Genomic DNA, 18,272 nt, shown 5'->3' with positions numbered 1-18,272 from the left:
TCCATGGTCGGCCTCACTCGTCGTAGCTGACCCGCACGAGCGGGGCGTCGGGGTCGGCCTGGCAGGCGAGCACGTAACCGTCGGCCAGGTCCTCGGGGGTGAGGGTCTCGTTGCGGCGCATGGTCATCCGGCCCTCCAGCACCAGGCAGGCGCAGGCGCCGCAGTTGCCCTCGCGGCACGAGAACGGAGCCGCGATGCCGGCGGCCTCCAACACCTCGAGCAACGGCCGGCCGGGCGTCCAGGGGAGCCGGTGCTTGTCGCCGTCGAACTCGACCTCGACGACGGTGGCGCCGGCGGTGCTCTCGGGCGGGACGTCGTCCGCCGGCTCCTCCTTGACCTCGGCGGGTTCGTCGGGGGTCGTCGCGCGTTCGGCGGCGTGGCGTTCGTCCTCGGCGTCGGCCCGGGCGGCGGCCACGAACGGGTCCTCGGTCAACGACTCGTAGCGCTCGACGTGCAGGCGACCCAACTGCCCGTTCCGCTGACCGCCGAGCGACGCCTGCGCCGCTTCGACCGCGGCCATGAACGGTTCCGGCCCGCAGAGATAGGTCTCGCGCTCGGCGTACGGGCCCAGCAACGGCGCGAGCGCCTCGGCGGTGGGCAGCCCGCGCTCGCTCTCCAGCCAGTGCGTGACGCTGAGCCGCCCGGGGTGCCGGACGTCGAGCAGCCGCAGCTGGCGCTCGAAGATGACCGCCTCGGCGTCGCGGTTGGCGTAGAGCAGGGCGACGTGCCCGTAGCCGGTGCCGAGCACCCAGCGCAGGATGGACATGACGGGGGTGATGCCGCTGCCGGCCGCCACGAGCAGCAGGTCCGTGTCGGGGGAGCGGGGTGTGAAACGGCCCGCGGGAGGAAGGAGTTCGAGTTCGTCCCCGGGGCGCAGCTCGTCGCAGATCCAGGCCGACCCGGGCCCGGCGCGTTTCACGGTGATGGTGGGGTCGTCGTCCGGGCCGTTGGACAGCGAGTAGCAGCGGGCCACCCGCCGGTCGCCGTCGCCGACCGGCACCCGGACGGTGAGGAACTGCCCGGGCCGGGCCCGGAACCAGCGGGCGTCCCCGGGCTCCACGTCGAAGGTCACCGAGCGCGCGTCGGCGGTCTCGGCCTTGACCGCGGCCACCCGCACCCGGCGGATGCGGCTCACGCCTGCTCCCTCGATTCGGTGGGCTCCGTGGGGAGGGTGCCGGCGGACACGGCGGCGTCGATCGCGGCGGTCAGCACGGGGCAGCGTTCGGCCGGAGTGCCGTAGGCGTCCCGCTGCAGGAACTCGCACGCGACCCCGCCGTGCCATTGCGTGCTGGTCTGGGCCGGATGCATCTTGCGGACCAGGACGCGGGTGTCGCAGCCGGTGCAGGCGATCTCGCGAAAACCGGCCTGGAGTTGATCCTCTCGGTCGGTCCACGACGGACGGTCACCCGTCGGTGCGGGAGGCTGCGGCACGGGTCCCTCCTTCGTCGCGAGTGCTAGTGCAATATAGAATCTAGTTATAGTCTAGCCGTCTTGACCAGAACGAGTTCTAGGGCCGATGAGGGCCGGGACGGAGCCGTGGGTGATGGTGGACGCGACGGGCGCCACGACGGACAGGGACGCGGAGGACAAGGTCCTCGCGGCGGTCCAGGACCTCCTGCCGGGCATCCGGTCCCGGGTCTCCGAGGCCGAGGCGGCGCGCCGGGTGCCGGCCGAGACGATCGACGAGCTGCGGGAGGCCGGGGTGCTGCGGCTGCTCCAGCCGGTGCGGTTCGGCGGCCTCGAGGCGAACCCGGTCACGTTCTACGAGGCGGTCGCCACGATCGCCGCGGCGTGCGGCTCGACGGGCTGGGTGACGTCGGTCCTGGGCGTGCACCCCTGGCACATCGGGCTGTTCGCCGAGCAGGCCCAGCGCGACGTATGGGGTGAGGGGCCCGACGTGGTGATCTCGTCGTCCTACGCCCCGGTCGGCAAGGCCACGCCCGTCGAGGGTGGCTTCCGGTTCAGCGGCCGGTGGAGCTTCTCCTCCGGCTCCGACCACGGGGCCTGGAACCTGCTCGGCGGCCTGGTGCTCGGCGAGGACGGGCGGCCCGTCGACTTCCGCACCTTCCTGCTGCCGCGGGCCGACTACACGATCGAGGACGTCTGGGACACGGTCGGGCTGCGCGGCACCGGCAGCAACGACATCGTGGTGGACGACGTGTTCGTGCCCGAGCACCGGACGCTGAGCATGCAGCACACCGCCCGGTGCGTCTGCCCCGGGCAGGAGATCAACGACGGCCCGCTGTTCCGGCTGCCCTACGGCACCGTGCATCCCTACGCGATCACGGCCCCGCTGATCGGGATGGCCCGCGGGGCCTACGACTCCTACGTCGGCTACACGCGCGAGCGGGTCCGGGCGTCCTACGTCGGGGAGAAGGCCGCCCAGGACCAGTTCGCCCAGGTCCGGGTCGCCGAGGCGGCCGGGGACATCGACGCGACGTGGCTGCAGCTGGCCCGCAACCTGGGCGAGGAGTACGCGCTGGCCGGGGCCGGTGAGAAGATCCCACTGGCCATGCGGCTGCGGGCCCGCCGCGACCAGGTGATGGGCAGCGCCCGGGTGATCGCGGCCGTGGACAAGCTGTTCGAGAGCGCGGGCGGCAAGGCGATCAACACGTCGGCCCCGATCTCGCGGTACTGGCGCGACGCGCACGCCGCCCGGGCGCACGCGGCCAACGACCTCGAGCGCACGCTGGTGATGTTCGGCAAGTACGAGTTCGGCGTCGAGGTCCGGGACGGGCTGTTCTGATGAGCGCCCCGACGACGGACACGCGCGCGGGCCGGCTCGTGACGACGGCGGCCGAAGGCCCGGGCCGAGGGCTGACGCTCAACGTCCACGAAGCCGGGCCTGAACAGACGGACCATCTGCCCGTCGTCCTGCTGCACGGCGGCGGCCCGGGCGCGTCGGCCTGGAGCAACTTCGGCCGCAACATCGTCGAACTGGGCCGCACCTTCCGCACCCTGGCCGTCGACCAGCCCGGGTTCGGCGCGTCCGACAAGCCGACCGAGCACGGCCAGTACTTCCGGTTCAGCGCCGACGCGCTGGCCGGGCTGCTCGACGCGCTGGGCCTCGAGAAGGTCCACCTGGTGGGCAATTCCCTCGGTGGCGGCACAGCCGTGCGGTTCGCACTGGAGTACCCGAAGCGGGTCGGGCGCCTCGTGCTGATGGCCCCGGGCGGGTTGGGGCTGAACGTGTTCTCGGCCGACCCGACGGAGGGCGTGCGCCGGCTGTCCCGGTTCGCGGCCCCGCCCGGGCCGAGTCCCGAACGGTTGCGGGACTTCCTGCGCGCGCTGGTCTACGACCAGTCGATGATCACCGACGAGCTGGTCGCCGAGCGGTTCGCGGTGGCCAGCACCTCCGAGTCGCTGGCGGCGATGGCGGCGATGGGCGAATCGTTCTTCCGGCCGGACGATTTCGTCGACGGCATGCTCTGGCGGGACGCGTTCCGGCTGCGCCACCACACGCTGCTGCTGTGGGGCCGGGAGGACCGGGTCAACCCGCTCGACGGGGCCCTGGTCGCGCTGAAGCTGCTGCAGAACGCCCAGCTGCACGTGTTCCCGCGCTGCGGGCACTGGGTCCAGGTCGAGCGGTTCGAGGAGTTCAACAGATTGACCCGTGACTTCCTGGCCGAGGGGGGTACCCGATGAGCATCCGCTCCCTGGGGTACCTCCGTGTCTCGGCAACCGACATGGACGCCTGGCGAACGTACGGCCTCAAGGTGCTGGGCATGGTCGAGGGGAAGGGCACCGTCGAGGGCGCCCTGTACCTGCGGATGGACGACTTCCCGGCTCGCCTGGTGATCGTGCCGGGGGAGAAGGACGCGCTCGTGGCCTCCGGCTGGGAGGCGGAGCACGAGGCCGGCCTGGCCGACGTCGTCCGCCGGCTCGAGCAGGCCGGGGTGCCCTGGAAGGAGGGCACTCCCGAGGAGTGCGCCGAGCGGAAGGTCGGCCGGGTCGTCATCTTCGAGGACCCTTCGGGCAACACGCTCGAGGTCTTCCACGGGGTCGCGCTGCAGCACCGCCGCGTGGTCAGCCCGTACGGGCACCGGTTCGTCACGGGTGAGCAGGGGCTCGGGCACGTCGTGCTCTCCACCCGGGACGACGAGGAGGCGCTGCACTTCTACCGCGACGTCCTCGGGTTCCGGTTGCGCGACTCGATGCGTCTGCCCCCGGAGGCCGTCGGCCGGGAGCCGGGCGGAAAACCCGCGTGGTTGCGGTTCTTCGGGTGCAACCCGCGGCACCACTCGCTCGCGTTCCTGCCCATGCCGACGCCCAGCGGCATCGTGCACCTGATGGTCGAGGTCGAGGAGGCCGACGACGTCGGGCTCGCGCTCGACCGCGCGCGCCGCCACAAGGTGCCCATGTCGGCCACTCTCGGGCGGCACGTCAACGATCTGATGCTGTCGTTCTACATGAAGACGCCGGGCGGCTTCGACGTCGAGTTCGGCACCGAGGGGCGGACCGTGGAGGACGACGACTGGATCGCCCGGGAGAGCACCGCGGTCAGCCTGTGGGGCCACGACTTCAGCGTCGGCTTCCAGTGAGCGTGCAACCCGTTGTGGGGCGGGCGGTCTCGTCGGGGACGTTCCGCGAGGTGCTGGGTCACTTCTGCACGGGCGTCACCGTGATCACCGCCCGGGACGGCGACGAGCTGGCCGGGTTCGCCTGCCAGGCGTTCGCCGCGGTGTCGCTGGACCCGCCGCTCGTCCTGTTCTGCCCGACGAGGGGTTCGCGCACCTGGCCCGCGATCGAGCGGGCGGGCCGGTTCGTCGCCAACGTCCTGGCCTGGGACCAGGCCGAGGTGAGCGCCCGGTTCGGGCGCGGTGGGCCCGACAAGTTCGAGGGGGTCGGCTGGACGCCGTCCCCGGGCGGGGCGCCCGTCCTCACCGACGCCCTGACCTGGGTCGAGGCCGACGTCGAGTCGGTCACCGAGGCCGGCGACCACTACGTCGTGCTGGCCCGGGTGGCCCGGCTGGGCGGGGCCGGAGACCGGCGTCCGCTGCTGTTCCACCGGGGCCGCTACACGTCCACCGAGGTGGCGCCCGCCGGGCCCGAGCCATGGTTCAGCTGGTCGCACCCCGACGATTGGATCTAGCGGAGAAGCTTTCATCCACAGATGTTTTCGGGGCTTGTAGGTGGCGGCCCGGTGTGCCACGATTGATGTGGATCGAACAAGTGTTCTACATCATCGGGGGGGGGGGGACGAGCATGCCGTTGGCGGACGTGGAGGACCCGAACGTGGTCGCGCTCCTGCGTGCGTTGGACCTGCCCGAGAACCTCATGATCTCGTTCGACTCGGCGGACCTGCCGGAGCCCGAGCCGGTTCCCGACTTCGTGACCGTCGAGCAGTTGCAGGGTTTCGTCGGCTGGCTGACCGGTTCGGTCCTGCCGTCGGACGATGCCGAGCGGCTGGCGGTGCTCGGTCAGTTGGAGCAGGTGAGCGCTGCCGTCGCGGCCGTGCAGGCGCGGGTGATGGCCGGTTACGACGCCTCGGTGCGTGACCGGCGCCGGGCGGCGGGGCAGCCGGACCGCGAGGCGCGTCGGGCGGTGAACGCGAGAGTCGCCGAGGCTTTGCACGTTTCACCGCACAAGGCGTCGCGCCTGGTCGGGGTGGCGCGTTGCCTGGTCGACGAGTTGCCGCACACGCTCGCAGCTCTCGAGCAGGGGCGCACGAGTCAGTGGCGGGCCACCCTCGTCGTGCGGGAGACGGCCCTGTTGTCGCGGGAGTCGCGCGCCGACCTCGACGAGGAACTCGCGCACCGCATCGAGGGGCTGGGTGACGCCGGCGTCGAGCGGGAGGCCCGGCGCATCGGGCAGCGTCTCGAGCCGGGCCTCGCCTACAAGCGGGCCAAGAACGCCGAGGTGGGTCGGCGGGTCACGATCCGTCCGGCGCCCGACTGCATGACGGTGGTCACGGCGACGCTGCCGGTGGCCGAAGGCGTGGCCGTCTACGCGGCGTTGGCGCGGGTCGCCGACTCGGCGACGGCCGATGCGCGGGACGAGCGGGGCCGAGGCCAGGTCATGGCCGACACGCTCGTGGCCCGGGTTCTGGGAACTGAGACGCCGGAGTCGATTCCGGTGGAGGTGCAGTTGGTCATCTCGGATCGGGCGCTCACCGGTGTCACCGACGAGCCGGCACATGTGCACGGCTACGGTCCCATCCCGGCGCCGCTGGCCCGGGCCCTGGCCGATCCGCCCGATCAACACGTCGCACGACAGGTCAGGCGGCTGTGGGGGAGGCCCGAGACCGGGGAACTCGTCCAGATGGAAGGCAGGTCGCGGACCTTCCCGCCGGGCTTGCGCCGGTTCATCGTGGCCCGAGACCAGTACTGCCGGACGCCGTGGTGCGATGCGCCGATCCGGCAGATCGACCACGTGCACCCGCATGCCCGGGGTGGTTCGACGTCCGCGGTCAACGGGCAGGGGTTGTGCCAGGCCTGCAACCTCGCGAAAGAGGCGCTTCAGCTCGTCAGCTGACTGCGCGCCTGCAGGACGGTCAGGTCCCGTGGGTCACTGGCGACGACCGCGGTGCCTTCGACCGGCTGCCAGGGGCCACCGGCCACCGAGTACTCACCGGTGAACGTCGTGGCCAGGCCCACCTCGTAATGTCCGGGCCGGGCGTAGACGTGGCCGAGGGACAGGTCCGGATAGGGGCCGCCGGTCGCTCGGGTCGTCAGGGACTCTCCGTCGCCGTAGGTCCAGGCGTACGAGGCCGGCGTCGCGCGGACCCGGACCGGCTGCCCCAGGACGGTCGTGTCCAGCAGTTGGACCTTGCGGGTCGTGTAGAGGTTCGTGGCGATGTTGACCAGCGTCGGGCCGGCCGTGTCGGGGTCGGGCTGGATGTTCAACGCCGCCGCCGGGATCGGCAACTTCCGGAACTGTGCTGCGCCCAGGACCGGTTCCGGGTTCTCGGCGTCGGTCAGGCACACGAAGCGGCCGGTGTTCGTCCAGTTGCCCGGCCCCGGACGACGGATGCCGCGGGCGGTCATCACCCAGTACGGCGCCTGGTCCGGGTCGGGGCACAAGGTGGTCGAGCGGTGACAGGCGTCGGCCGTCGCCAGGGTGGCCTTGGTCGAGCAGATGGCCTGATGGGAGGTCCAGGTTCGCGGCTTGGTCGGAAGCGTCTCGTTGGTTCCGAAGGACTGCTCCACGTGCTTCTGGCCCGTGGTCTCCGCCTCGTTCCCGTCGAAAGACGTATTGACGTTGATCGGTCCCGGAGTCGCGGCCATCGCAATGCTGCCTGTTTCCAGACGCGCCCCCAGGAGGACGATAAGCAACACCACCCCTACTCGGACGGCCATGGCTTCGAAGTCTTCGACTCGGTGTTGAGGGCTTCGATGTGCCAGGTCCCATCCCATCTGAGGGCGGTGGTGCTGCGAACGCTCTTGAAGCCGGGCAATGCTGTGGAAGAGCCGTCAGGAGCGACGGCTGTTCCCTTCTGCTGTTGAAGAGAGGCCACCACGAGCGTTCCAGTCTTGACCTCGATGTCCGGGGAAACGGCCTCAAGGACAGTGAGCTCGAAGCCCTTGATCACCGTGCCATCGGCGGCTATCCGGTGCACGTCTTCAATGAGCTTCTTGCAGGAGTCGCACTTCTTGTCGCTGATCGCTTCCAGGGGCTTCGTGTCGTAGGTGGCGTAGGCGTAGTTGTAGAGCGCCCAGAAGTACTTCACGAACTCGACGGCGCTCGACGGGGTCGCTTCCTGGACCGGAGCGGTGGGTGCGGGGCTTGCGGGGACCGAGGCGGACGTCGTCCCCGAGGCGGTTGAAGGCGGCGGGGTGCCCGGCGAACCGCCGGTGCAGGCGGCCAGCGTCAGCAGCGCGGCCAGGAGCAGGACTACCCGGCACGACGTCTCACGATGATCCCCGTTCACCGGGCAAACCCTAACGAACAGAGATCACCCGAGGGCAGTTCGCGCGTGACGGGTGTGGAAAACCAGCATGAGCAGGGCGCACAGCACGAGCACGACGGCCGCCCGGCTGCGCAGCCAGGGGAGCACGGCGGCCCCGGTGCGGACCTGGTCGAGCTGGTGGGCGGGCAGCGGGTCGCTGCGCAGATCGGCGGACAGAGCGGTCAGGGTGCGGTCGTCGTAGCGGTACTCGCGGCGCAGCTTCTCGACCGTCTCCACCGTGGAACCGGTCGTGGGTTCGACGAAGTAGTCGCGCACGTCGGCGTACCAGGCGACGGCCCGGACCGAGGCGTCGGACAACCCGAACAGGGCTCCCGGCAGCTCCTGGGTGCCGACCGGCGTCCACTCGGTGACGGCCCGGTACACGGACACCCGCAGGCCGGCCCGGCGGGTCTCGCCGAGGTAGCGGGCCGGGCGGGCGGTCTGCAGCTGGTTGTCCCAGAGCGGGTAGGTCCGCGGCTGGGTGTCGAACGGGAAGGTCAGGTAGCCGGTGTGCCGCAGGGGAGTCCCCGCCGCGTCGCCGGCGTCGGTGACCAGGCTGTCGCCGCAGCAGTTCACCGCCCGCGCGGTGCGCCGGTCGAGCGAGATCGTCTCCACCCGGGCGTCCACCAGCTGCGCGCCCGGCCCCTGCGTGACCTGGGTGGCGAGCTGCCAGACCACCGTGCCCTCCGGATGCCACCCGGGGTCGGCGCCCACGTGGGTGCTGATGGCCACCGGCGTGTGGCGGACCAGGCGGGCCCCGGCCGCGGCGTCGGCGTCGGGCACCAGCACGGTCGCGTCGGTGGCCCGCTGGACCTGGTCGGCGGCCGGGTCGGCGGGCAGGACGGCGAGCCGCGGGTAGGCGTAGAACGGCAGCAGGGCGGCCAGGACCAGCAGGAAGACCCCGGCGCCGAGCAGCCCGAGGCGGGCCGTGGACGGACGACGGGAGCCCCGGCGGCGGGACCGGACGCGCGGGGACCGCCGGTGGGACGGTGCGAGCACATCCGAGACTGCGGCCACGGCGTGGAGTCCGATCGTCGTCGATCTTCCGAGGTCGGAAGTCTGAAGGGCAAAGCCCCCGACCCGCAACCTGTTCCAAATAACTAGAATCCGTTACACTTCCCGGGCGGTCCGGGTCTCCCGGGCCGCGCCCCGCAGCGAAGGGAGTCGCTGGTGCGCATCGCACTGTTGTCGTACCGGAGCAAGGAGCACTGCGGGGGTCAGGGGGTGTACGTCCGGTACCTCAGCCAGGGGTTGGTCGACCTCGGTCACGAGGTCGAGGTGTTCTCCGGCCAGCCCTACCCGGAGGCCCTCGACCCGCGGGTCACGCTGACGAGAGTGCCCTCCCTGGACGTGTTCGGCCGGGTCGGGCCCGACGGCGAGCTGCGGCTGCCGCGCCCCGAACGCGGCTGGAGCCGCCACGACTGGCTGGAGTGGGCGCTCACGGCGACCGGTTGCTTCGCCGAGCCGCTCACCTTCAGCCTCCGCGCGGCCCGCGTGGTGCGCCGCCGCCGAGCCGATTTCGACGTCGTGCACGACAACCAGTGCCTCGGTTACGGCCTGCTGTCCATCCGGCGTCGCGCGCCGCTGGTCGCCACCGTGCACCACCCGATCAGCCGGGACCGGAAGGTCGAACTCGCGCAAGCCCGCGGCCTGAGACGGCTTTCGGTCGCCCGCTGGTACGGGTTCGTGCGGATGCAGGCCCGGGTCGCCCGGCGGCTGCCCGTGCTGATCGGTGTCTCCGACATCGCGGCCGCCGACGCGGTCGACGACTTCGGCATCCCCGCCGGCCGCTTCCACGTCGTCCCGCTCGGCGTCGACACCGACACGTTCCGGCCGCGCGGCCCCCGGGTGCCCGGCCGCATCGTGGCCGTGGCCAGCGCCGACAGACCGCTGAAGGGGGTCGGGCACCTGCTCGACGCCGTGGCGAAGCTGCGGGTCGAACGGGACGTCGAGCTGCACCTGGTCTCCGCGCTGGAGCCGGGCGGGCCGACCGAGAGACGCATCGAACAGCTCGGTCTCGGCGACTGCACCACGGTCGTGAGCGGGTTGAGCGACGACGAGCTGGCCGCGCTGATGGCCTCCGCCGAGGTGATGTGCGTGCCGTCGCTGTACGAGGGGTTCTCGCTGCCGACGGTCGAGGCGCTGGCCTGCGGCACCCCCGTCGTGGCCAGCCGGGCGGGTGCCCTGCCCGAGGTGGTCGGCGACGATGCCGTCCTGGTCGAGCCGGGGGACGTCGAGGCACTGGTGAGCGCCCTGGAGGGACTGCTCGACTCGCCCGCCGAACGGGCCCGGCTGGCTCGGGACGGTCGGGCGAGGGCCCTGCAGCGCTACAGCTGGACGTCGGTGGCCCGAGCCACCGTCGAGGCGTACGAACTGGCGAGGGAGCAGGCATGCTGACCGTGGACTTCGACCGGCTCGGGGTGGGCCCCGGCACCCGGTTCGTGGACGTCGGGGCGGGCGCTGGGCGGCACTCGTTCGAGGCGCTGCGGCGCGGGGCCGACGTGACCGCGGTCGACCTCGACGAGGTGGCCATGAAGGACGTCGCGGACATGTTCGCGGCGATGGCCGAGGCGGGTGAGGTGCCGGCCGGGGGTGCCGCGCGGGCCGAGGTGGCCGACGTCCTGCACCTGCCCTACCCCGACGGCGGTTTCGACGTCGTCCTGGCCTCCGAGATCCTCGAGCACGTGCCGCACGACGAGGCGGCGATCGCCGAACTGGTCCGGATCCTGAAACCCGGTGGCACGCTGGCCGTCACGGTGCCCCGATGGCTGCCCGAACGGATCTGCTGGGCGCTGTCGGACGAGTACCACGCCAACGAGGGCGGCCACGTGCGCATCTACCGGGCCGACGAGTTGCGCCGCAAGGTCGAGCGGAACGGCCCCGAGGCCACCCACCGGCACCACGCGCACGCCCTGCACGCACCGTACTGGTGGCTCAAATGCGCGGTCGGGGTGCGCCGCGAGACCCACCCGCTGGTCCGCGCCTACCACCGGATCCTGGTGTGGGACATGATGTCCGGGCCGGCCATGACCCGGCTGACCGAGCGGGCGCTGAACCCGCTGATCGGCAAGAGCGTGGCGCTGTACTTCCGGAAGGCCCGGTGAGCGCCGTCCTGACCGCCGCCGAGGTCGCGCAGACCGCCACCTCGATCGCCGCCGCGCAGCAGCGCTCGGGCGCCGTGCCCTGGTTCCAGGGTGGGCACACGGACCCGTGGGACCACGTGCAGAGCGCGATGGGGCTGACCGCGGCCGGGCGGCTGGCCGAGGCGCGGCGGGCCTACGGGTGGTGTCTCGACGCGCAGCGCGCCGACGGCTCCTGGGCGACGAAGTACGTCGGCGACACCAGCGAAACGGTCGAGGACCCGGCCACCGACGCGAACTTCTGCGCCTACCTGGCCACCGGGGTCTGGCACCACTGGTCGGTGACCGGCGACCGGGCGTTCGTGACCCGGATGTGGCCGGCCGTCCGCCGGGCCGTCGAGGTCGTGCTCGAGCTCCAGGCGCCGGGTGGCGAGTTCCGCTGGTCCCGGGACGCGTTCGGCGTGGTGCAGCCCGAGGCGCTGGTCACCGGGAACGCCAGCATCCACCACAGCCTGCGGTGCGCGGTCGCGCTGGCCGAACTGCAGGGCCGGCTGGAGCCCGAGTGGGAGCTGGCCGCGGCCCGGGTGCGGCACGCGCTGCGCAGCCACCCGGAACGGTTCGCCGACAAGAGCCGGTACTCGATGGACTGGTACTACCCGGTGCTGGGCGGCGTGGTCCGCGGCGGGGCCGCCGCGCGCCGGCTGGCCGCCCGCTGGGACGACTTCGTCGTCCCGGGGCTGGGAATCCGGTGCGTGGACGACGCCCCCTGGGTGACCGGGGCCGAGACCTGTGAGCTGGTGCTGGCTCTCGACGCCGCGGGCCGCCCCGATCACGCCCGCACGCAGCTGGCCGCCATGCAGCACCTGCGCGCCGAGGACGGCTCGTACTGGACCGGCCTGGCCTGCAACCCGGGGGAGCCGTGGGCGCAGGCGCAGAACTGGCCCGTGGAACGCACGACCTGGACCGGGGCCACCGTGATCCTGGCCGTCGACGCCCTGACCCGGACCACGCGCGGCAGCGGGCTGTTCCGCGGCGCCGGGCTGGCGCCGGTACCTCACGAGGAGGTGTGCACGTGCCCGGCGACACGTTGAACGACTCGACGACCTTTCCGAGCGCGCTGGCCGAGATCGTCCACGGGGTGAAGGGTTTCCTGCCCGTCGACGAGGGCCTGGCGCTGCACGCCGCCACCCTCGCGCACCTGCCGACGGGCGGGATCGTCGTGGAGATCGGCAGCTACTGCGGCAAGTCGACGGTGTACCTCGGGCATGCGGCCTCGGTGGCGGGCGGCACCGTGGTGACCGTCGATCACCACCGGGGCTCCGAGGAGCACCAGCTCGGTTGGGAGTACCACGACGCGTCGCTGGCCGACGCCGGGGGCCGCATCGACACCCTCCCCGTGCTGCGGGACACCCTGGCCCGCGCGGGCCTGGAGGAGGTCGTCGTCCCCATGGTCGGCCGGTCCGCGGTCGTGGCCCGGCTGTGGGGGCGGCCGGTCGACGTGCTGTTCGTGGACGGCGGGCACACCGACGAGGCGGCCCAGGCCGACTACGACGGCTGGTCGCGCTGGGTCCGGCCCGGCGGCGTCCTGCTGATCCACGACGTGTTCCCCGACCCCGCCGACGGCGGGCAGGCGCCCTACCGGATCTACCGGAGGGCGCTCGACTCGGGCGATTTCGAGGAGCTGACCGGCTGCGGCTCGTTGCGGGTGCTCAGACGGGTGTGATGGGCAGCGACCGGCGCGGCGCGAACGTGAAGCCGCTGCCGGTGCTGAACCGGGTCACCGCCACCTCGTCGCTCTCGGGGCGCGGCTGCGCGTGCCGGCGGATCCGCACCGTCCAGGCCCGCTCGGTGCCCTCGATGTCGACGTCCAGGTGTTCGTCAACCGCGTGGACGATGGCCCGCAGCGGTTCGGGGGAGTGCGGGCCGTACCGGGTGGGCCAGCCGCCGTCCGCGTGGGCCGGGGACTCGTGGACGACGAGCGCGTCGCCGGTGGTCTCCAGCCGCACGTAGGCGGCGGGGTTGAGAGCGGGGTGCAGCGCCAGCAGCTGGAGGGCGCCGGCCTCGTTCGGGGGGAGTCCGAGTGCGGCATGGATGCGTCCGGCGGCCAGGCCGGCGATGCCGGTCAGCTGCTTCGTCGCGATCGCCGTCACCTCGGGGCCGGGCAAGCGGTGCCGCAGCGCGCGTGCGAAACCCAGGCTCAGGAGGTGCATCTGGAGCGCCACCTCGTCGGCGATCCGGACCAGCGCGGAGTGCGAGAAGGCCGCGAAGTCGAGGTCGGACAGCAGCGGCCCCGTGTAGTCGGCGCGGCCGTCGTCCGCGGGGTCGATCGGGCCGAGGGCCAGCCCGGCCGCGTGCGAGTCCCGCAGTTCGAGGCAGCCCACGCTCGGGAGGGCCTCCGGGTGGGCGTCGTCGATCACCACGGTCCAGGCGCAGTGCGGGTGCCGGTCGGCGGGCGTGCGCGGCGGCCGGTGCACCGGGCGAATCTGCGCCCGCGGGTGGGTGGCGACCGCGGTGGCGTCGAACGTCGGGTCCTCGATGTCGTGGCACATGGAGCGCACGTAGTCGGGGCCCATCGGCTCGACGTCCATCAGGGCGCCGCAGTGGTCGAGGTGGAACGCTCCGTGCCGGGCGTCCTGCACGCTGAACCGGAAGTCCATGAACTGCGGCGGCGCGCCGATGTCGAGCTGCAGCCCCTTGAAGATCGTGACCACGTCGTCGCCCTCGAAGCCCAGCGCCCGCTGCATCCGCCGGGTGTAGATCGGGCTGGCCGCCGCCCACTCCTCGATCGCGACCTCGGCCATCCCCTCGCGGCCGAGCGCCTGGATGCACCAGGCCATCCCGGAGCGATCGATCAGCTGACCGCACAGCAGGAGCTCCGGGACCAGGACGGCCAGCTGCGCGCGATCGAGTGCGGCGTAACGGCTCTCAGGCATGACCGGCTCCGACGCGCATCGCCGCGATCACCCCGCCGTCGACCAGGACGTCGGTGCCGGTCACGTACCCGGCCGCGGGCGACAGCAGGAACTCGACCACGCCCGCGACGTCCTCCGCGGTCCCGGCCCGGCCCGACGGGGACGTGTCGGCGAGCTCGCGGATGTAGGCGCCGAACGGGCCGGCCAGCTCCTGCTCACCCATCGGGGTCGTGACGATGCCCGGGCTGACCGAGTTGAGTCGCGCCCCGCGGCGGCCCCAGGTCACCGCCGCCCGTCGCACCCGCAGCAGGTTGGCCTGCTTCGCGAAACCGTACGCCATTTGGGAGTTCTCGAACCGGTCGGGGGCGCACATGGGCATGTCGAGCAGTTCCTCGGGCGGCCGCTCACCCAGCGCGGCGGCGTCGTCCCGGGGCACCCGGACCAGGCCCATGTGCCCGATCATGCTGGCGATCACGACCCCGGCCCCGCCGGGCGCGACGACCGCACCGAACGCGTCGACCACCAGCGCCGTGCCGAGCAGGTCGACGCGCAGGATGAGCGCGGGGTCCGCCTGCTCGGGGGAGACCCCGGCCGTGTGGACGAGGTACCGGACGTCGCCGAGGGCCTGGGCGGTCGTCGCGAGGTGCCGCACGGAGTCGGCGTCCGCGACGTCGACGGCGCAGCTGCGCACGTCGTGGCCCCGGTCCGCCAGGTCGGCGCGAGCCGTCTCCAGGGCCTCGGGGTCGCGGTCGGCCAGCAGCGTGACCCGCCCGGGGGCCAGGCGCCGGGCCGCCTCCCGGCCCATCCCGCCGGTCCCGGTCACCACCAGGACGTCGCTCACCGCACGGGCTCCCGCCGTGCGTACGCAGTGCCGCGCTCCTCGCGGACCCAGCACTCGTCGTCGAAAGCCGTTCCCTGATGGATCAGTTCACGCTTCAGGACCTTGTTCGTCGGGGTGCTCGGCAGCTCGGACATGATCCGGACGTAGCGCGGCCGCGCCTTGGTGGACAGGTCCTGCTGGGCGTCCAGGAACCGTTCCAGGTCGGGCGGGTCCAGGCCCTCGGCGGCGGGCACCACCGCGGCCATCAGCTGGTCACCGGCGTCGGGGTCGGGGACGCCGTAGACGGCGACCTGACTGATCCCGGGGTGCCGCAGCAGGATCTGCTCGACGATGCCGGCGGCCAGGTTCTCACCGTCCACCCGCAGCCAGTCGCTGGTCCGCCCGGCCAGGTACACGTACCCGTCGGGGTCGCGGTAGGCGAGGTCGCCCGACCAGTACATCCCACCGTCCATCCGCTCGGCGGTCGCCGCGTCGTCGTTGTAGTAGCCGCCGAAGAACCCGGCGCCCGTAGTGTTCACGAGCTCGCCGACCGCCGCCTCCAGGTTGGTCACCCGGCCGGTGGCGTCGAGGACCGCGCGCGGGCACTCGGTGCGGGTCCGCCGGTCGTACACGGCCACGCCCGGCCACGGCGTGCCGATCGACCCCGGTGGGCAGCCTCCCTCCCGGCTGATGATCACCGCGGTCTCGGTCGACCCGAACCCGTCGGCCACCTCGCAGCCGAACCGCTCCGCGAACCGGGCGATGTCGCGGTCCGACGCCTCGTTGCCGAACGCCACGCGCAGGGGGTTGTCCGCGTCGTCCGGCCGCGGCGGCGTGCGCAGCGCGTAGGCCAGCGGCTTGCCGACGTAGTTCAGGTACGTCGCACCGTAGCGGCGGACGTCCGCCAGGAAGCCGCTCGCGGAGAACCGCGGGGCCAGGGCGATCGCGGCGCCGCTGCACAGCGCCGGGGAGAGACCGGCCATCACGGCGTTGCTGTGGAAGAGGGGCATCGACACGTAGCAGCAGTCGTCCGGGCCGAGAGCGAAGCGGCGGGTGAGGTTCCGGCCGGAGAGCACGGTCATCGCGTGGCCCACCCGGACGGCCTTCGGCTCCCCGCTGGTACCGGAGGTGAAGATCAGCATGAACGTGTCGTCGGGAGCGACCTCGCGGGGGTCGCGGACGGCGTCGGGCTGTTCGGCCACCGCCGCGGCCCAGTGGGGGCCGTCGACGTCGAGCACCTGGACGCCGGGCAGGTCGAGGCCGTCGAGGGCGCTCCGTCCTCGCTCGTCGGTCAGCAGGAGTTGGCAGTCGGCCTTCAGCACGTCGGCCGCCAACGCGCTGCCCCGCCGGGTCGAGTTGACGCCGACGCTCACGTGACCCGCCAGGGCACCCGCCGACAGCGCGAACACCATCTCGGGGGTGTTCTCCAGCAGCACCCCGACGTGCGGGGGGCGCTCGTCGTCCAGCAGGGCCCGGACGGCGTTGGCCCGGCGACCGGACTCGGCGACGACCTGCCGCCAGGTCCAGACCCGCTCACCGGCCTTCAGGCCGGGGCCGTCGGTCCCGGCGAGGTCGCGCAGCAGGGCCTGGACGGTCTCCATCAGCGCTCCTCCCGGCGGGCCCGGCCGATCGTCTCCTCGACGATCGTGTTGAGCCGGGCCCCGACCGGCCAGCCCGCGTAGTGGCAGAGGAAGATCACGACCTCGCGCAGGGCCTCGTCGTCGAGCTCGCCCGCGTGGTGCGCGGCCGGAACCTGGATGCCCAGCACGTCGGGCTGGTTGGTGCCCGCCAGCAACCCGATCAGCAGCAGTCGCCGATCCCGGTCGGACAGCCCCGGACGGGACCAGATGTCCGCGAACAGATGGTCGGCGGTGTAGCCGAAGAAGTCGCCGGGGCCGTCCAGGAACTCCCAGCCGTAGACCTCGCTCATCCGCTGCAGGCCGCGAGCGCGCCGCCCGGGATCCGGGGTGGTCATGGGCGTGTCCCTTCCGCCAGAGGCAGACCCAGGCCCGGCCCGAGGCGGTCCAGCGCCAGCCGGGCCAGCGGGACGTCCACGCCGACGTCGTCCGCCAGGTCGATCGCGAACCGCAGGTCCTTCTCGCCGAGCGCGCGCACGTGTCCGAACACCCCGGCCCAGAAGTCGTCCGGGGCCGGCGGCGCGGTGGTGGCGCGGTGCATGATCGCGCCCGGGCCGCCGGTGATCGCGTCCGTGTGCCGCACCACCCGGCCCAGCGCGACCAGGTCGAGGCCGGTCGCCTCGGCCAGTCGCTGCGCCTCGGTGGCCGCCGTGAAGGAGACGAAGTGCAGCAGGTTGCGGGCCAGTTTGAGCCGGGTCCCGGCGCCCACCGGGCCCGCGTGCACGACCATCGTCCCGAGCCGCTCCAGCACCGGCCGGGCCGCCGCGAACGCCTCGTCGTCCCCGCCGACCAGGACGGCGAGCGTCCCGTCGGCGGCGCCCATGGCGCCGCCGCTGACCGGGGCGTCGAGCACCCGGACGCCGCGCTCCGCGGCCGCCGCGGCCAGCTCGCCCGGGGTGCCGGGCGCCACCGTCGAGTGGACGCCGACCACCAGCCCCGGCGCGGCGCCCTCGAGGAGTCCGCGGACGACGTCCCGCACCTGATCGTCGTCCCGCACCATCACGCACACCACGTCGCAGCGCCGGGCGAGGTCGGCCAGACCCGAGGCCCTCGACGCGCCGGCCGCGACCAGTTCCGCGACGGGTTCCGGGGCCACGTCGTGAACGACGAGGCCTCCCGGGTGGTCCAGAAGGCGCTTGGCCATGGGCTTTCCGATGCTGCCGAGCCCCACGAAACCCACGGTCGTCACCGGAACACCTGCCCGCCGTCCACGTTCAGCACCTGACCGGTCACCCACGCCGACTCCTCGCCGAGCAGGTACAGGCAGGCGCCGACCAGGTCGTCGGGCCGGCCCAGCCGTTTCAGGGCCAGGCCCTTCACCAGTTGCCGAGCGGCGTCGCCGGCCTGCTTGCGGGTCGCCTCGGTGTCGGTCGGGCCCGGGGCGATGGCGTTGACCCGGATGTTCATCCCGCCGAGCTCGTGGGCCAGCTGCTGGGTCAGCCCGTTGATGCCGACCTTGGCCAGCCCGTAGAAGCCGGAGTACAGCCACGCGGCGGTCGAGCTCTGGTTGACGATCGTGCCGCCGCCGCGGGCCTGCAGGTGCGGGTAGGCGGCCCGGGTCATCACCAGCGCACCGTCGAGGTTCACGGACATGAACCGGCGGTAGTAGTCCCAGTCGACGGTGATCAGCAGGTCGAAGGCCATGTCGCCGTAGATGGCCGCGTTGTTCACGAGGTGGTCGAGGCCGCCGAACTCGGCGACCGTGCGTTCGACGCAGGCGGTGGCCGAGGCGGCGTCGGAGACGTCGGTGCGGACGAACAGGGCGCGTCCACCGTCGGCGACGATCTTCGCGGCGACGGCGTGGCCGCCGGTCTCGTTGAGGTCGGCGATCACCACCGCCGCCCCCTCGGCGGCCAACGACAGCGCGTAGGCCTCGCCGATGCCCTGCGCGGCGCCGGTCACGATCGCCACCCGCCCCTCGAAACGGCCCATCCT

20 protein-coding genes are annotated in these 18,272 nt (G+C 72.7%); 9 read left to right on the top strand and 11 right to left on the bottom strand.

From position 1 onward, the window contains the following. Window positions 1-13 precede the first annotated feature (13 nt). On the bottom strand, window positions 14-1,135 hold the full coding sequence (locus ACIB24_RS22035) for a 2Fe-2S iron-sulfur cluster-binding protein (RefSeq protein ID WP_398284359.1): 1,122 nt from the start codon (window positions 1,133-1,135) through the stop codon (window positions 14-16). Then, a complete protein-coding gene (locus ACIB24_RS22030) occupies window positions 1,132-1,431 on the bottom strand; it encodes a hypothetical protein (protein WP_398284358.1) in 300 nt (99 codons plus the stop codon). The genes ACIB24_RS22035 and ACIB24_RS22030 overlap by 4 nt, the downstream gene beginning before the upstream one ends. Window positions 1,432-1,543: 112 nt before the next feature. On the opposite strand from ACIB24_RS22030, the gene hsaA reads away from it, so the two are divergent. The 5 genes from hsaA (at window position 1,544) to ACIB24_RS22005 (ending at window position 6,474) form a co-directional block, all read left to right on the top strand. Further along, entirely contained in the window at window positions 1,544-2,746 is a 1,203-nt protein-coding gene (hsaA, locus tag ACIB24_RS22025; RefSeq protein ID WP_398284406.1) for a 3-hydroxy-9,10-secoandrosta-1,3,5(10)-triene-9,17-dione monooxygenase oxygenase subunit, read from the top strand. Beyond that, window positions 2,746-3,645 carry a 4,5:9,10-diseco-3-hydroxy-5,9,17-trioxoandrosta-1(10),2-diene-4-oate hydrolase gene (hsaD, locus tag ACIB24_RS22020; RefSeq protein WP_398284357.1) on the top strand — a complete coding sequence of 300 codons (900 nt, stop codon included), beginning with the start codon at window positions 2,746-2,748 and terminating at the stop codon, window positions 3,643-3,645. Before hsaA ends, hsaD begins: the two co-directional genes overlap by 1 nt. Continuing rightward, complete coding sequence (hsaC, locus tag ACIB24_RS22015; RefSeq protein WP_398284356.1) at window positions 3,642-4,541, top strand: iron-dependent extradiol dioxygenase HsaC; 900 nt, start codon at window positions 3,642-3,644, stop codon at window positions 4,539-4,541. The genes hsaD and hsaC overlap by 4 nt, the downstream gene beginning before the upstream one ends. A gap of 2 nt (window positions 4,542-4,543) precedes the next feature. Continuing rightward, window positions 4,544-5,092, top strand: a complete 549-nt coding sequence (hsaB, locus tag ACIB24_RS22010) for a 3-hydroxy-9,10-secoandrosta-1,3,5(10)-triene-9,17-dione monooxygenase reductase subunit (RefSeq protein WP_398284405.1) — start codon at window positions 4,544-4,546, stop codon at window positions 5,090-5,092. A 113-nt stretch (window positions 5,093-5,205) separates the two neighbouring features. Then, the gene (locus ACIB24_RS22005; RefSeq protein WP_398284355.1) at window positions 5,206-6,474 is read left to right on the top strand and encodes an HNH endonuclease; all 1,269 of its coding nucleotides are present in this window, start codon (window positions 5,206-5,208) and stop codon (window positions 6,472-6,474) included. Here ACIB24_RS22005 and ACIB24_RS22000 read toward each other — a convergent pair. The 3 genes from ACIB24_RS22000 to ACIB24_RS21990 are packed head-to-tail and all read right to left on the bottom strand — an operon-like array spanning window position 6,459 to window position 8,887. Further along, window positions 6,459-7,226, bottom strand: coding sequence for a PKD domain-containing protein (locus tag ACIB24_RS22000; RefSeq protein WP_398284354.1), 768 nt, complete (start codon window positions 7,224-7,226; stop codon window positions 6,459-6,461). The two genes, ACIB24_RS22005 and ACIB24_RS22000, sit on opposite strands and share 16 nt — an antisense overlap. A gap of 56 nt (window positions 7,227-7,282) precedes the next feature. After that, window positions 7,283-7,870, bottom strand: a complete 588-nt coding sequence (locus ACIB24_RS21995) for a DUF6318 family protein (protein WP_398284353.1) — start codon at window positions 7,868-7,870, stop codon at window positions 7,283-7,285. Between the two features lie 24 nt (window positions 7,871-7,894). Then, window positions 7,895-8,887, bottom strand: a complete 993-nt coding sequence (locus ACIB24_RS21990) for a porin PorA family protein (RefSeq protein ID WP_398284352.1) — start codon at window positions 8,885-8,887, stop codon at window positions 7,895-7,897. 171 nt (window positions 8,888-9,058) lie between these two features. On the opposite strand from ACIB24_RS21990, the gene ACIB24_RS21985 reads away from it, so the two are divergent. The 4 genes from ACIB24_RS21985 to ACIB24_RS21970 are packed head-to-tail and all read left to right on the top strand — an operon-like array spanning window position 9,059 to window position 12,691. After that, the gene (locus ACIB24_RS21985; protein ID WP_398284351.1) at window positions 9,059-10,285 is read left to right on the top strand and encodes a glycosyltransferase family 4 protein; all 1,227 of its coding nucleotides are present in this window, start codon (window positions 9,059-9,061) and stop codon (window positions 10,283-10,285) included. Beyond that, window positions 10,279-10,992, top strand: a complete 714-nt coding sequence (locus ACIB24_RS21980; RefSeq protein ID WP_398284350.1) for a class I SAM-dependent methyltransferase — start codon at window positions 10,279-10,281, stop codon at window positions 10,990-10,992. The genes ACIB24_RS21985 and ACIB24_RS21980 overlap by 7 nt, the downstream gene beginning before the upstream one ends. Continuing rightward, a complete protein-coding gene (locus ACIB24_RS21975) occupies window positions 10,989-12,059 on the top strand; it encodes a prenyltransferase (RefSeq protein ID WP_398284349.1) in 1,071 nt (356 codons plus the stop codon). The genes ACIB24_RS21980 and ACIB24_RS21975 overlap by 4 nt, the downstream gene beginning before the upstream one ends. Continuing rightward, a complete protein-coding gene (locus tag ACIB24_RS21970) occupies window positions 12,041-12,691 on the top strand; it encodes a class I SAM-dependent methyltransferase (RefSeq protein WP_398284348.1) in 651 nt (216 codons plus the stop codon). The genes ACIB24_RS21975 and ACIB24_RS21970 overlap by 19 nt, the downstream gene beginning before the upstream one ends. Here ACIB24_RS21970 and ACIB24_RS21965 read toward each other — a convergent pair. The 6 genes from ACIB24_RS21965 to ACIB24_RS21940 are packed head-to-tail and all read right to left on the bottom strand — an operon-like array spanning window position 12,678 to window position 18,269. Beyond that, the gene (locus tag ACIB24_RS21965; protein ID WP_398284347.1) at window positions 12,678-13,901 is read right to left on the bottom strand and encodes a hypothetical protein; all 1,224 of its coding nucleotides are present in this window, start codon (window positions 13,899-13,901) and stop codon (window positions 12,678-12,680) included. The genes ACIB24_RS21970 and ACIB24_RS21965 overlap by 14 nt on opposite strands. Further along, window positions 13,894-14,721: an SDR family oxidoreductase gene (locus ACIB24_RS21960; RefSeq protein WP_398284346.1), complete on the bottom strand. Its 828-nt coding sequence runs from the start codon at window positions 14,719-14,721 to the stop codon at window positions 13,894-13,896. Before ACIB24_RS21960 ends, ACIB24_RS21965 begins: the two co-directional genes overlap by 8 nt. Continuing rightward, window positions 14,718-16,301, bottom strand: coding sequence for an AMP-binding protein (locus ACIB24_RS21955; RefSeq protein ID WP_398284345.1), 1,584 nt, complete (start codon window positions 16,299-16,301; stop codon window positions 14,718-14,720). The genes ACIB24_RS21960 and ACIB24_RS21955 overlap by 4 nt, the downstream gene beginning before the upstream one ends. Further along, window positions 16,301-16,675, bottom strand: a complete 375-nt coding sequence (locus tag ACIB24_RS21950) for a carboxymuconolactone decarboxylase family protein (protein WP_398284344.1) — start codon at window positions 16,673-16,675, stop codon at window positions 16,301-16,303. The genes ACIB24_RS21955 and ACIB24_RS21950 overlap by 1 nt, the downstream gene beginning before the upstream one ends. Further along, the gene (locus ACIB24_RS21945) at window positions 16,672-17,526 is read right to left on the bottom strand and encodes an NAD(P)-dependent oxidoreductase (RefSeq protein ID WP_398284343.1); all 855 of its coding nucleotides are present in this window, start codon (window positions 17,524-17,526) and stop codon (window positions 16,672-16,674) included. Before ACIB24_RS21945 ends, ACIB24_RS21950 begins: the two co-directional genes overlap by 4 nt. Next, on the bottom strand, window positions 17,523-18,269 hold the full coding sequence (locus tag ACIB24_RS21940) for an SDR family oxidoreductase (protein WP_398284342.1): 747 nt from the start codon (window positions 18,267-18,269) through the stop codon (window positions 17,523-17,525). Before ACIB24_RS21940 ends, ACIB24_RS21945 begins: the two co-directional genes overlap by 4 nt. Between the last annotated feature and the right edge of the window lie 3 nt (window positions 18,270-18,272).

The sequence above is a fragment of the Spongisporangium articulatum genome (assembly GCF_044465595.1).
GTDB classification, from domain to species: domain Bacteria; phylum Actinomycetota; class Actinomycetes; order Actinomycetales; family Kineosporiaceae; genus Spongisporangium; species Spongisporangium articulatum.
Note: the sequence above shows the minus strand (reverse complement) of the source record. Positions and strands in the feature narration are given on the sequence as shown.